The sequence below is a fragment of the Variovorax sp. RKNM96 genome (assembly GCF_017161115.1).
In the GTDB taxonomy this organism is placed as follows: Bacteria; Pseudomonadota; Gammaproteobacteria; order Burkholderiales; family Burkholderiaceae_C; genus Variovorax.
On record NZ_CP046508.1, the window covers coordinates 4,364,399 to 4,377,372 of the forward strand.

A 12,974-nucleotide genomic window follows, 5' to 3' on the forward strand; every position below is an offset into this window, starting at 1 on the left:
GGCGCTGAAGCTTGCGATACTCGGGATATGTATCCGACCTCTTACAAATTCCCGTCGCATCGCCTGACCGGCCTCGCCCTGCTGCTCGTCGCCGCAGGCGCGATGGCCCAGCCGATCTATCGCAACGTCGACAAGAACGGCAAGGTCACTTTCTCGGACCGCGCGCCCGCTGCCAGCACCGAGCCTGCTGCGGCGCCGCAAGGCGCCGCCACCCCGGCCAACACCGCAGGGCTTCCGTACGAACTGCGGCAGGTGGCGCAGCGCTATCCCGTCACGCTGTACACCAGCGAAGATTGCGCGCCCTGCAGCCAGGCCCGCTCGCTGCTCACCACGCGCGGTATTCCGTTCGACGAGCGCACGGTCAAGAGCAATGAAGAAATCGAGGCGTTGCAGCGCCTGAGCAACCAGAGCTCGCTACCGCTGCTCACCATCGGCTCGCAGCAGCTCAAAGGCTATGCGGACAACGAGTGGTCACAGTACCTCGATGCGGCGGGCTACCCCAAGAGCAACAGCTTGCCCGCCGGCTACCGCAATGGGCCCGCCCGGCCCCTGATTGCCGCGCAACAGGCGGCGCCCGCGTCCCGCGCGGCGGCACCCGCCGCGCAACCCGCGCCACCGCCCGCTGCACCCAGCGATCCGGGTGCGGGCAACCCCGCCGGCATCAAGTTCTGACACCGGGCGGTTCGCCGCTTCAGGCGAACTGCATCGTCTTCACGCCCGTCGCGGTGCCCAGCAGGCACACATCGGCCTTCTGGTGGGCGAAGACACCAACCGTCACCACGCCGGGCCACTGGCTCACCTCGGACTCGAAGGCGAGCGGATCGGCGATCTGCAGGCCCGTCACATCGACGATGTGCTGGCCGTTGTCGGTGACCAGCGGCAGGCCGTCCTTCTCGCGCACCTGGGCAATGCCTCCCAGAGCAGCAAACTGGCGCATCACGCGGCGCACCGCCATCGGGATCACTTCCACCGGCAGCGGGAAAGCGCCCAGCGTCTCGACCAGCTTGGAGGCGTCGGCGATGCAGACGAAACGCTTCGACTGCGCCGCGACGATCTTCTCGCGCGTGAGCGCCGCGCCGCCACCCTTCACCATGAAGCCCCGGTGATCGATTTCGTCGGCGCCGTCGATGTAGACGGCCAGTTCTTCCACCTCGTTGCTGTCGAACACCGGGATGCCCAGCGCGCGCAGGCGTTCGGTCGAGGCGACCGAGCTGGACACGGCGCCCTTGATCTCGTCCTTGATCGTCGCCAGCGCATCGATGAACTTGTTGACCGTCGAGCCGGTGCCCACGCCGACGATCTCGCCCTTGACCACGTAGGCCAATGCGGCGCGGCCGACCTGGGCCTTGAGTTCGTCCTGGGAAAGGACAGCGGGAGATGGGGAGGCGGGTGCGGTCATCGCGGAGAATCCTTGGCTCATTGAAGTCGAGAATTATCCGATGCCCCTGCTGCTGCCCTCTTCGCTCTACGGCCTGGCCCGCCCTTTCCTGTTCGGTTTCGATCCCGAACACGCCCACGAAATCACCCTCGACGGCCTCGCGCGCACGCAGAACACGCCGCTGGCCTGCGCCTATTCCGCCCCGCGCACGGACGACCCCATCACGCTGGCCGGGCTGAACTTCCCGAATCGCGTGGGCCTGGCCGCAGGGCTCGACAAGAACGCCCGCTGCATCGACGCCTTCGCGGCCATGGGTTTCGGCTTCGTCGAGGTCGGCACGGTGACGCCGAAAGCGCAGCCGGGCAACCCGAAGCCGCGCATGTTCCGCCTGCCGCAGCGCGACGCGCTGATCAACCGGCTCGGCTTCAACAACGAAGGGCTCGACGCCTTCCTGGCCAACGTACAGAAGGCGCGTTTTCGCAAGAGCGTCGGCGGCAAGACACCGATGCTGCTCGGCCTGAACATCGGCAAGAACGCCGCCACGCCGATCGAGCGCGCGGTGGACGACTACCTGGCCTGCCTCGACGGCGTGTACCCGCATGCCGACTACGTGACGATCAACATCTCGAGCCCCAACACAGCCAACCTGCGCTCGCTGCAGAGCGACGAGGCGCTCGATGCGCTGCTCGGCGCGGTGGCCGAGCGGCGCGAGGCGCTGGCCACGCGCCATGGCAAGCGCTCGCCGCTGTTCGTGAAGATCGCGCCTGATCTCGATGAAGCCCAGGTCGCGGTCATTGCCGCGACGCTGCGGCGCCACGGCATGGACGGCGTGATCGCGACCAACACCACGCTGGCACGCGATGCCGTGGCTGGTCTGCCGCATGCTGAAGAAGCCGGCGGCCTGTCGGGTGCGCCAGTGCGCGAAGCGAGCAACCGCGTGATTGCGCAGCTGCGCACGGCATTGGGGAAAGACTTCCCGATCATCGGCGTGGGCGGCATCCTCAGTGCGGCCGATGCCAAGGCCAAGATCGCCGCAGGCGCGGACGTGGTGCAGATCTACACCGGGTTGATCTACCGCGGCCCGGCGCTGGTCCGCGAGGCGGCCCAGGCGCTGCTGCGCGATCGCAGCAAGGCCTGAGGCCTTCCTTCTTTCTTCAGCGCATGCGCCAGAGGATCGGCGCGATGACCGCCGCCCAGCGCAGCAAGCGCTTCGGGCGGATCACCACCACGGCGGCCGCAGCGGCCACGCCGGCAGCCACGGGATGCGCCCGGGCGATCCGCAGCGCGGCGGCGGTGGCCGTTTCGTTCGGCGGAGGAGCCTCGCGCCCGGTACTCGCCGGCTGCGTCTCGCGGCCGCCTTGCAGGGTCGCGATGCGCTCGCGCTGAATTGCCATTCGCGCCAGCAATTCCTCGCGCGTGGCCGGCCGAGGGGGGCGTGGCGCTTCTTCGTCCTCCGGGTCCTTGCCGAGCCCGAAGCTGTCCTGCACCCAAGCCCAGTCGCGCTCGAACTCCTGGCGGGCCGGAATGAAGCTGTTGGAGGCGTTGCGCAGGGTCAGCAACAGGCCGACGGCAGCGCCCAGCCAGAGCACGATCCACACGCCGGCCACCGACCACGCCGCCGTGATGCGGTATGGCGTTTCCCAGAAATGCACCACCACTGCCATCGACAGCAGGGCCACGGTGACGGTGGTCAGCCCCAGCACGGCCACCACGAGGATGAGCATCAGCTTCAGGCGCTGCTTCTCGTCCTCCCAGGCCATGCGCAAAAGCTGTACCCGGTCTTCGGCAGCCAGTGCGCCTTCGGCGGCGACGATGCGCAACCGGCGGAGGCGGCCGCTCAGCCCGAACAGGGAGAGCAGCCTCATGGGCATGCTCCAGCCCCGCTCAACCAGCGGTGACGAACAATCCGGCGGTGCGCGCTTGGATCAGCGCGATCAGCGGCGGCCAAGCAACAGACCCACCAGCACGCCGACGGCCAGTGCGGCGCCTGCGATCTGCCAAGGTTCGTCGTGGGCGTAGGCGTTGGTGGCGGAGGCCGCCTCGCGCGCCTTCTTGGCGGCGAGCTTGCTCTTCTCGGCGGCGAGCTCGCGCGCAATGGCGAGCTTGGTGTCGATGCGCTGGCGCAGCGCCTTGATGTGGGGAACCGAATCCAGGTCCTTGCTGGCCAGCACGCCGCGCACGTCGCTTGCGATGTCTTCGGCTGCTGCTTCAAGATTGTTGGATGCACTCATTGGAATCTTTCCTCCGTGATGACACCGGCACCGCGCCGGCGGCTTCACGCCAGCAAATGGCGTGGTGTCATGTTACAGGCTCGAAAGCCCCTCATGCGCGGCAGATGTGCAGACTTGTGCGTGCGATGGCTCATGCATCGGCCAGCAGCCGGGCGACATGGGCGCCGATCGCGAGGCTGCTGGTGAGCCCCGGCGATTCGATGCCGAACAGGTTGATCAGCCCCGGCACGCCGTGTAATGCGGGGCCGTCGATTCTGAAGTCGGCCGCCGGCTCGCCCGGGCCCGAGATCTTGGGCCGCATGCCGGCGTAGCCCGGAATCAATCCACCGTCCGGCAGCGCGGGCCAGTACTTGCGCACCTCGGCATAGAAGCCGTCGCCACGGGCGGGGTTCACCACAAGGTCGTCGGCCGACTCAACCCACTGCACATCGGGGCCGAACTTGGCCTGGTCGCCGAGGTCGATCGTCAGATGAACGCCGAGGCCACCGTGCTCGGGCACCGGGTAGATGAGGCGGCTGAAGGGTGCGCGGCCCGACAGGGTGAAATAGTTGCCCTTGGCGAAATACTCGGTCGGGATCGCCGACGCAGGCAGTCCTTCGAAGCGCCGGGCCAGCGACGGCGCGCCGAGCCCCGCGGCATTGACGACGCTGCGGCACCGCAGCGCCGTTCCGTCCTCGGCGATCAGGACGATGCCGCCGTTGCCGCACTCGGCGCGGGTGATGGGAGACTTCAGGGCCAGCATTCCGCCCGCGTTTTCCAGGTCGCCGAGCAGGCTCAGCATGAGCACATGACTGTCGACGATGCCGGTGCTGGGCGAATGCAGCGCGGCTGTGCAATGCAGTTGCGGCTCCATCTCCCGGGCCTGTTGGGCGGTGATCTGCACCAGATCGTCGACGCCATTGGCGACGGCTTTCACGCGGATCGCTTCGAGTTGGCCCGCCTGCTCGGCAGAGGTCGCCACGATGAGCTTGCCGCAACGCCGGTGCGGCACGCCGCGCTCCGCCGCATACGCGTAAAGTGCATTCCGCCCTTCCACACACAGCTTGGCCTTGAGCGAGCCCTGCGGGTAATAGATGCCGGCATGAATGACTTCGCTGTTACGCGAACTGGTCCCGGTGCCGATGGCACCTTCGGATTCGAGCACCAGCACTTCGCGGCCCGCGAGCGCCAATGCGCGCGCCACTGCCAGCCCCACCACACCACCGCCGATGACGGCGCAATCGAGTTCGTCCATGGCGCGAGCTTATCGCGGCTCACGCCGCAGGTTCACGAGACGGAGGGCGGCGGTTCCGGGTCCGTGGGCTCGTCGGGCGGCGTGCTTGGCCCTTCGTCGGGCTCTACGGGGAGGTTGGGTGTGACGGGAGTCGGAAGATCGGGATGAGTGGCCATGGTCGTCTCCTTTTCCCTCTTCTATGCCGTTGCCACGGACGGCCAGCCAGCATGCAGCGGCACTTGGCGTCAGCGCGAGCCGACAGTTCGATCAACGAGGACCTCGATTCGCGAAGCAGTGACCTGCCTCCCCGAACAAACTAGAGCCGGCAAACGCCGGTGAACACGGCTCTCGTCTCCCCTGCCGTGCACAAGGCGACCGTGCGAGAGCTCTTCTTCCAGAGGAACTTGCAGTTGGCCAGTCCGGTGCCGGCGCACACGACCATCTCGGGCCTGTTGGCGCACCTCGCGTCTTCGGAGCCGCAGCGATCGGCATCGGGTGCGTGGAACGGTTTCCACCCTGCCCTGATCATTTTTGTTCGCACCGCACCGTAGTCTTCACCTGTCTTCAAAGAAGGAAGATCGTCCGCCGCCAATGCCAACGGACCCAGCATGAGTGCCGCGGCCCAGATCGCCAAGGCTCGGATAAGAACGCTATTCAGGTAATCGGGCATTTCGCTTTTTGTCAGGGTGAAAGAAAGTAAAAAATCGCTGTAGTCCATTGGATGGGGCACCGAGCAATCTCGCCGTCGAACGATTTTCCATGCGATTTTCCGGCACCGTCACCTACATTCCAGACGGGCACTGCTGTTTAAGATCCGCCTCCCAACGCCAATTCGGCAAGCATCCATTCCGGATGCATTCACGTTTCAAAAACTGGAGGGGAAATCAATGGGCATCAGGGACACGCTCGGGCATGCGCTGCTCGACAACGAGAAGCTTCATTTCGGCACGGCGGAGACACTCACCGCAGAAGAGCAATGGCTGGTCACGCTGAGCGCGCCGCTGTCCGCGTTCAACGGTGACTACGTGAATGCGGTGGCCACCGGAAAAGACGACGACGAGTTGCGCCAGGGCATCTCGGAAGTCTGGAGCGTACACGACCGGGAGAGTTTCGAGGAAACGGCGCGTTGGCTCGCGAAGGAGGGACAGCGTTCGACCTATCTGTCCACGTGGCAGGCTGTTGCGGCGGTCGATTCCGCAACCCAGAGCACGCCGGCCGTGCTGCGATTGGTCATGGATGCGTGGTTTCCCGCGTTCTTCCAGATCAAGGCGCGCAAGAGCCTGGACTACCGCGCGCTGGCGGCGGAGAGTGGGCGGTCGGTGACGGACCTGAGCCAACTGGTGTCAGGCAGCACGAGCTGGGTCAATGCCTTGCGCAAGCACTTCAAGGTTTCGCCGGCCCAGATCACCAACCTGGTCGCCTGGGACGCCGTGCGATTGGCCAGCCTGTCGCGTTGGGCGGTGCAGCTGGGCTTCATCGAACGCGCGGAATTCGCAGGTTTCGCTGGCGCATTGAACTCGCAAGTGCGCGAGGCCTATGCCGACTGGTCGCAAGTGAGTGCCGCATACATCGCCAGCGGCTTGATCTGGCGGTATTCCGACGCGCGCGAAGAACACTTGCTGCGCACGAACCGCATGCTGCTGAGCGATGCCCGCAGCCCCTATCGCAGCGTGCCCTTTCGCTGACATCGGTGGCACCAACGAAAACGGCACCCGAAGGTGCCGTGTCGTGGAATTGGTGGGCGGTGGAGGTTTCGAACCTCCGACCCCAGCAGTGTGAATGCTGTGCTCTACCCCTGAGCTAACCGCCCGTGGCACCGCGAGTGCAGTGCCGTGGAATTAATCGCGTTGCGCGAAGCCTTCGATTATGCCACAGCATTTTCGCCGTTTTGGCGAAACAGCGTGCGGCCGCCGCTGGATTTGTCGAGCTGCGACAACACCGCCTCGTGCGCCGCAAGTTCCTGCTCACCGGCGGTGATCACCGGCAGCTCGAACTGGCTCAGGTCGATCGCCACCACGGTGGTGCCCTGCGCAGGTTCGTTCGATGCCACGTCGATCAGCAGCGCGTCCTGGCCGCGCGTGAGATTGATGTAGACGTCGGCCAGCAGTTGCGCGTCGAGCTTGGCGCCGTGGAAGGTGCGGTTCGAGCGGTCGACGCCGAAGCGGTCGCACAGCGCATCGAGCGAGTTGCGTTTGCCCGGGTAGACCAGCTTGGCCATGGCCAGCGTGTCGGTCACTTCGCCGACAAAGCTGCGCAGCGGCGGCAAACCGGCGCGCTCGAATTCCTTGTTGAGGAACCCGACGTCGAAAGCCGCGTTGTGGATGATGATTTCGGCGCCGCGCAGGTACTCGATGATGTCGTTGCCGAGCGTGGCGAACTTCGGCTTGTCGCGCAGGAAGTCGGTCGTCAGCCCGTGCACCTTGAGCGCGTCTTCATGGCTCTCGCGCTCGGGGTTGAAGTAGATGTGCAGGTCGTTGCCGGTGAGCTTGCGGGCGAAAAGCTCCACGCAGCCGAGCTCGATGATGCGGTCGCCGTTCTCGGCAGAGAGCCCGGTGGTTTCGGTATCGAGAACGATCTGGCGCGACATCAGTGGTTTTCCTTGGCGTGGTTGATCGAGTACTTCGGAATCTCGATCGTCACATTCTCCTGCGCCAGGATCGATTGGCAACTCAGGCGCGATTGCGGCTCCAGGCCCCAGGCGCGGTCGAGCAGATCTTCTTCGCCCTCTTCCGCTTCGTTGAGCGAGTTGAAGCCCTCGCGCACGATCACGTGGCAGGTGGTGCAGGCGCAGCTCATCTCGCAGGCGTGCTCGATGTTGATGTGGTTGTCGAGCAGCGCCTCGCAGATCGAGGTGCCGGCGGGCGCGGTGATCTCGGCGCCTTGCGGGCAGTACTCGGGATGCGGATAGATCTTGATCGTGGGCATGTTGTTGTTCTAGAGGGATTCGACCTTGCGGCCGGCAAGGGCGCGCGCGATGCCCGCGTTCATGCGCTGGGCGGCGAAGGCTTCGGTGTCGTTGGCCAGCGTCTTGGTGGCCGCTTCGATGGCTGCGGCTTCGCTGCTGCCCTTGGCGGCTTCGCGCAGCCTGGCCATCGACGCATCGATGACGGCGCGTTCGTCTTCGTTCAGCAGGTCACTGTCGGCATCGAGGGCGCTCTGCGTGGCGAGCAGCATGCGGTCGGCATCGACGCGCGCCTCGACGAGCGCGCGAGCCTGCATGTCCTGCTGCGCGGTGGAGAAACTCTCCTGCAGCATGGTCGCGATCTGGTCGTCGGAGAGTCCATACGACGGCTTGACGGTCACGCTGGCTTCGACGCCGCTGCCCTGCTCCTTGGCGCTGACGCTCAGCAGACCGTCGGCATCGACGGTGAAGGTCACGCGGATGCGCGCCGCGCCGGCCGCCATCGGAGGAATGCCGCGCAGCGTGAAGCGCGCGAGGCTGCGGCAGTCGGACACCAGGTCACGCTCGCCCTGCACCACATGCAGCGCGAGCGCCGTCTGGCCGTCCTGGTAGGTCGTGAAGTCCTGCGCCATCGCGGTCGGGATGGTCTGGTTGCGCGGCACGATGCGCTCGACCAGGCCACCCATCGTCTCAATGCCGAGCGAGAGCGGAATCACATCGAGCAGCAGCAGTTCGCCAGCGCCGTTGTTGCCGGCCAGCTGGTTCGCCTGGATCGCCGCGCCGAGCGCGACGACCTCGTCCGGATTCAGGTTGACCAGCGGCTCGCGGCCGAAGAACGCGGCCACGGCCTCGCGGATCTGCGGCATGCGGGTGGAACCGCCGACCAGGACGATGCCTTGCAGGTCGTCGGCCTTGAGCTTTGCATCGCGCAGCGCTTTGCGAACTGCGGCGATGGTCTTGTCGGTGAGCGATTTCGTCGCTGCGTCGAAATGCGCGCGCGTCAGATCGAATCGCGCTGCGCCGCCGGCCACGTCGGCATGGAAGGCAGCGGTGTCCGAATCGGTCAGCGCCTCTTTGGCTGCACGCGCTGCCACGAGCACCGCAGCCTTGTCGCTGTCGTTGCCGGCCTTCACGCCGGTTTGCTCGAGCACAAAATCGGCGAGCGCGTGGTCGTAGTCGTCGCCGCCGAGCGCGGAATCGCCACCGGTCGCGATGACCTCGAACACGCCTTGGGTCAGCCGCAGGATCGAGATATCGAAGGTACCGCCACCGAGGTCGTAGACCGCGTAGACACCTTCGCTGGCGTTGTCCAGCCCGTAGGCAATGGCTGCGGCCGTGGGTTCGCTGATCAGGCGCAGCACATTGAGGCCGGCGAGTTGCGCGGCGTCTTTCGTGGCCTGGCGCTGGCCTTCGTCGAAGTAGGCCGGCACGGTGATGACGGCGCCATAGAGCTCATCGTCGAAGGTGTCTTCGGCGCGAAAGCGCAGCGTGGCCAGGATCTCCGCGCTGATCTCGACCGGCGACTTTTCGCCCACCGAGGTCTGCACCTTCACCATGCCGCCCTCGTCGCCGCCGATGCGGTACGACATGGATTCGCGGTTCGCGATGTCGGCAAGGCCGCGGCCCATGAGGCGCTTGACCGAGGTGATGGTGTTGGCAGGGTCCTGCGCGCGTGCGGCGAGTGCATCGAAACCGATCTGCCGGCGGTCGCCCTCGAGGTAGCGCACGGCCGAAGGCAACAGCACGCGGCCCTGGTCATCGGGCAGGCACTCGGCCACGCCGTTGCGCACCGCGGCCACCAGCGAATGCGTGGTGCCGAGGTCGATGCCCACGGCAATGCGGCGCTGATGCGGATCGGGCGCCTGGCCGGGTTCGGAAATCTGAAGAAGAGCCATAAGGGCTTATTGTCCCAACTGATCGAACTTGGCTTCGACGTCTTCGCCGAAGCGCTCAATGAACATGAGGGCTCTCACCTGCTGCGCGGCGGCGGGGTAGTCGCCCTTTTCGTCGATCAACCAGTCGAGGGACGACAGCGCGCGTGTGCGGGCAGCCTCGACCTCGGCCTGCAGCTTCTCGACCGAGGCGATGTCACCGGCGTCGTCGAGCGCCTCGCGCCATTCCATCTGCTGCATCAGGAAGTCGGGCGGCATCGCCGTGTTGTTCTCGGCGTTCAGCGGCGCGTCGTGCAGTTCGCAGATGTAGCTCGCGCGGCGAATCGGGTCCTTCAGCCGCTGGTAGGCCTCGTTGATGCGCACCGACCACTGCATGGCCACGCGCTGCGCCGCGGCGCCCTGCGCTGCGAAGCGGTCCGGGTGCGCCTCGCGCTGCAGTTCTTTCCAGCGCGCATCGAGCGCGATGCGGTCCTGCGCGAAGGTCGCCGGGACGGCGAACAGTTCAAAGTCGGTGTCGTTCAGGTTCATGGCAAGAAAAAACCGCCAGCACATGACATGGTGGCGGCTGTGGTCGCGGTCAGCGACGACGCATCAGATGCGGAAGCTTTCCCCGCAGCCACAACGGTCGCGTTCGTTCGGATTGATGAACTTGAAGCCTTCGTTCAGGCCTTCGCGCACGAAGTCCAGCTGCGTGCCGTCGATGTAGGCCAGGCTCTTCGGATCGACCAGCACCTTCACCCCGTGGTCTTCGAATACCACGTCTTCAGGCGTGAACTCGTCAACGTACTCGAGCTTGTAGGCCAGGCCCGAGCAGCCGGTGGTCTTCACGCCCAGCCGCACACCCACGCCCTTGCCTCGTTTGCCGAGGTAACGGGTGACGTGGCGCGCAGCGGCTTCGGTCAGCGTGACGGCCATTTCAGTGAACAGCTTCGGCGGCCGACTCGGCGGTCTTGGCGCCGTGCTTGGCCTTGTAGTCGCTCACAGCTGCCTTGATGGCGTCTTCCGCGAGGATCGAGCAGTGGATCTTGACCGGCGGCAGCGCCAGCTCTTCGGCGATCTGCGCGTTCTTGAGCGCAGCCGCTTCGTCGAGCGTCTTGCCCTTGACCCATTCGGTCACGAGCGAGGACGAGGCAATGGCCGAGCCGCAGCCGTAGGTCTTGAAGCGTGCGTCTTCGATCACGCCGGTTTCGGGGTTGACCTTGATCTGCAGCTTCATCACGTCGCCGCAGGCCGGTGCGCCGACCATGCCGGTGCCTACCGAGTCGTCGCCCTTTTCGAAGGAGCCGACGTTGCGGGGATTTTCGTAGTGGTCAATGACCTTGGAAGAATATGCCATGGTGTACCTCTCAAACTTTGTTCAATCGTGGAGCCTTGGGCTGGCCTGGGTCAGTGGGCCGACCACTGGATCGTGCTGATGTCGACGCCGTCCTGGAACATCTCCCAGAGGGGGCTCAGCTCGCGCAGCTTGGCGACGTTGTGCTTGATGGTCGAGATGGCGTAGTCGATTTCTTCTTCGGTCGTGAAGCGGCCGATGGTCATGCGAAGGCTGCTGTGGGCCAGCTCGTCGCTGCGTCCCAGGGCGCGCAGCACATAGCTGGGCTCGAGGCTGGCCGAGGTGCAGGCCGAACCCGACGACACCGCCAGGCCTTTGATGCCCATGATCAGCGACTCGCCTTCGACGTAGTTGAAGCTCATGTTCAGGTTGTGCGGCACGCGGCGCTCGAGGTCTCCGTTGATGAACACCTGTTCGACATCCTTGAGGCCGTCGAGCAGGCGCTTCTGCAAGCGAGCCGCGTGGGCGATGTCGTCCTTCATCTCGAGCTTGGCGATGCGATAGGCCTCGCCCATGCCGACGATCTGGTGCGTGGGCAGGGTGCCCGAGCGCATGCCGCGCTCGTGACCGCCGCCGTGCATTTGCGCTTCGAGGCGAATGCGGGGCTTCCGACGCACGTACAGGGCGCCGATGCCCTTGGGGCCGTAAGTCTTGTGCGAGGCGAGGCTCATCAGGTCGATGGGCAACTTCGTGATGTCGATCTCGACCTTGCCGGTGGCCTGGGCCGAGTCGACGTGGAAGATCACGCCCTTTTCGCGGCAGACGTTGCCGAGCGCGACCACGTCCTGGATCACGCCGATTTCGTTGTTCACGAAGAGCACGCTGGCCAGGATGGTGTCGGGGCGGATCGCCGCCTTGAACTTGTCGAGATCGACGAGGCCGTTTTCCTCGACATCGAGGTAAGTGACTTCGAAGCCCTGGCGCTCGAGTTCGCGCATGGTGTCGAGCACGGCCTTGTGCTCGGTCTTCAGCGTGATCAGGTGCTTGCCCTTGCCCTTGTAGAACTGGGCCGCGCCCTTGAGCGCGAGGTTGATCGACTCGGTGGCGCCCGAGGTCCAGACGATCTCGCGGGGGTCCGCATTGATCAAGTCTGCCACCTGGCCGCGGGCCTTTTCGACTGCCTCTTCAGCTTCCCAGCCCCATGCGTGACTGCGCGACGCCGGGTTGCCGAAATGCTCGCGCAACCAGGGAATCATGGCGTCGACCACACGCGGGTCGACCGGCGTGGTCGCGCCGTAATCGAGATAGATCGGGAAATGAGGAGTGACGTCCATGGCTGGCTCGGGCTGGCGTGGGGGTGGTTGTTCTTTGATCTGGGCTTCTCTCGCGGCCGCGCCCGAAGGCGCTGGCCGCGACTCAGGGCATCAGGACTTGGCGAAGGCGTTGCCGAGGGCGAACACCGAATTCGGCGCATTCACGCGAATCGGCTTGACCACCGGCTGCGCCGAGATCGCGCGCTTGACGACTGGCTTGTTCTCGATCTGCACGCCCTTGGCGATCTGGTCGTCGACCAGCTTCTGCAGGGTGACCGAATCGAGAAACTCGACCATGCGCTGGTTCAGCGAAGCCCAGAGCTCGTGCGTCATGCAACGGCCGGCTTCGCCGAGGCAATTTTCCTTGCCGCCGCATTGCGTGGCATCGATGGGCTCATCGACAGAAACAATGATGTCGGCCACGGTGATATCCGCAGCCTTGCGACCGAGGCTATAGCCGCCGCCGGGGCCACGGGTCGACTCGACGAGTTCGTGACGGCGCAGCTTGCCGAACAGCTGTTCGAGGTACGACAACGAAATCTGCTGCCGCTGACTGATTGCAGCCAAGGTGACCGGACCGGTGTTCTGGCGCAGGGCCAGATCGATCATGGCGGTGACCGCAAAACGGCCTTTGGTAGTGAGACGCATCGCAAGCTCCTTCAAGTGCTTACCGTTGAAATGACACCGTGGTCCTGGACCGCGGTGACTTCGTCTCCGCCCTGCCCGACCCTTGACGCTGGTGAACCAGTCGGTAGGAGTCGGTCCTTCATCG

Annotated in this window: 16 protein-coding genes and 1 tRNA gene; 3 read left to right on the forward strand and 14 right to left on the reverse strand. The window is 65.4% G+C overall.

The window, feature by feature from the left end; all coding sequences use genetic code 11:
* The first annotated feature begins 27 nt into the window (after positions 1–27).
* Positions 28–672: a glutaredoxin family protein gene (locus GNX71_RS20065; protein WP_206173935.1), complete on the forward strand. Its 645-nt coding sequence runs from the start codon at positions 28–30 to the stop codon at positions 670–672.
* A 19-nt stretch (positions 673–691) separates the two neighbouring features.
* On the opposite strand, the gene rpiA is transcribed toward GNX71_RS20065, so the two are convergent.
* Complete coding sequence (gene rpiA, locus GNX71_RS20070) at positions 692–1,399, reverse strand: ribose-5-phosphate isomerase RpiA (protein ID WP_206173936.1); 708 nt, start codon at positions 1,397–1,399, stop codon at positions 692–694.
* A 40-nt stretch (positions 1,400–1,439) separates the two neighbouring features.
* On the opposite strand from rpiA, the gene GNX71_RS20075 reads away from it, so the two are divergent.
* Positions 1,440–2,516, forward strand: coding sequence for a quinone-dependent dihydroorotate dehydrogenase (locus tag GNX71_RS20075; protein WP_206173937.1), 1,077 nt, complete (start codon positions 1,440–1,442; stop codon positions 2,514–2,516).
* Positions 2,517–2,532: 16 nt separating this feature from the next.
* Here GNX71_RS20075 and GNX71_RS20080 read toward each other — a convergent pair whose 3' ends face one another.
* From GNX71_RS20080 to GNX71_RS20095, 4 genes are all read right to left on the reverse strand, one after another.
* Positions 2,533–3,243 (reverse strand): phage holin family protein, encoded by a 711-nt coding sequence (locus GNX71_RS20080; protein ID WP_206173938.1) that lies wholly within the window; start codon positions 3,241–3,243, stop codon positions 2,533–2,535.
* Between the two features lie 69 nt (positions 3,244–3,312).
* Positions 3,313–3,609, reverse strand: a complete 297-nt coding sequence (locus tag GNX71_RS20085) for a DUF883 family protein (protein WP_093431838.1) — start codon at positions 3,607–3,609, stop codon at positions 3,313–3,315.
* 130 nt (positions 3,610–3,739) lie between these two features.
* Complete coding sequence (locus GNX71_RS20090) at positions 3,740–4,843, reverse strand: NAD(P)/FAD-dependent oxidoreductase (protein WP_206173939.1); 1,104 nt, start codon at positions 4,841–4,843, stop codon at positions 3,740–3,742.
* 295 nt (positions 4,844–5,138) lie between these two features.
* Positions 5,139–5,540, reverse strand: coding sequence for a hypothetical protein (locus GNX71_RS20095; protein ID WP_206173940.1), 402 nt, complete (start codon positions 5,538–5,540; stop codon positions 5,139–5,141).
* 169 nt (positions 5,541–5,709) lie between these two features.
* Between GNX71_RS20095 and GNX71_RS20100 the strand changes: the two genes are divergently transcribed.
* A complete protein-coding gene (locus GNX71_RS20100; RefSeq protein ID WP_206173941.1) occupies positions 5,710–6,507 on the forward strand; it encodes a DUF1266 domain-containing protein in 798 nt (265 codons plus the stop codon).
* 50 nt (positions 6,508–6,557) lie between these two features.
* Here the strand turns inward: GNX71_RS20100 and GNX71_RS20105 are convergent.
* The 9 genes from GNX71_RS20105 to iscR form a co-directional block, all read right to left on the reverse strand.
* A tRNA-Val gene (locus GNX71_RS20105) sits at positions 6,558–6,632 on the reverse strand.
* A gap of 54 nt (positions 6,633–6,686) precedes the next feature.
* Entirely contained in the window at positions 6,687–7,409 is a 723-nt protein-coding gene (gene dnaQ, locus GNX71_RS20110) for a DNA polymerase III subunit epsilon (RefSeq protein ID WP_206173942.1), read from the reverse strand.
* The gene (gene fdx, locus GNX71_RS20115; RefSeq protein WP_013542153.1) at positions 7,409–7,747 is read right to left on the reverse strand and encodes an ISC system 2Fe-2S type ferredoxin; all 339 of its coding nucleotides are present in this window, start codon (positions 7,745–7,747) and stop codon (positions 7,409–7,411) included. The genes dnaQ and fdx overlap by 1 nt, the downstream gene beginning before the upstream one ends.
* A gap of 9 nt (positions 7,748–7,756) precedes the next feature.
* Complete coding sequence (gene hscA, locus GNX71_RS20120) at positions 7,757–9,619, reverse strand: Fe-S protein assembly chaperone HscA (RefSeq protein WP_206173943.1); 1,863 nt, start codon at positions 9,617–9,619, stop codon at positions 7,757–7,759.
* A 6-nt stretch (positions 9,620–9,625) separates the two neighbouring features.
* Positions 9,626–10,144 (reverse strand): Fe-S protein assembly co-chaperone HscB, encoded by a 519-nt coding sequence (gene hscB / locus GNX71_RS20125; RefSeq protein ID WP_206173944.1) that lies wholly within the window; start codon positions 10,142–10,144, stop codon positions 9,626–9,628.
* 63 nt (positions 10,145–10,207) lie between these two features.
* Entirely contained in the window at positions 10,208–10,531 is a 324-nt protein-coding gene (iscA, locus tag GNX71_RS20130) for an iron-sulfur cluster assembly protein IscA (RefSeq protein ID WP_007828190.1), read from the reverse strand.
* 1 nt (position 10,532) lies between these two features.
* Positions 10,533–10,952 (reverse strand): Fe-S cluster assembly scaffold IscU, encoded by a 420-nt coding sequence (iscU, locus tag GNX71_RS20135; RefSeq protein ID WP_013542156.1) that lies wholly within the window; start codon positions 10,950–10,952, stop codon positions 10,533–10,535.
* A 50-nt stretch (positions 10,953–11,002) separates the two neighbouring features.
* The gene (locus GNX71_RS20140; RefSeq protein WP_206173945.1) at positions 11,003–12,223 is read right to left on the reverse strand and encodes an IscS subfamily cysteine desulfurase; all 1,221 of its coding nucleotides are present in this window, start codon (positions 12,221–12,223) and stop codon (positions 11,003–11,005) included.
* Between the two features lie 90 nt (positions 12,224–12,313).
* Positions 12,314–12,850 (reverse strand): Fe-S cluster assembly transcriptional regulator IscR, encoded by a 537-nt coding sequence (iscR, locus tag GNX71_RS20145; RefSeq protein ID WP_007828186.1) that lies wholly within the window; start codon positions 12,848–12,850, stop codon positions 12,314–12,316.
* Positions 12,851–12,974: the final 124 nt, after the last annotated feature.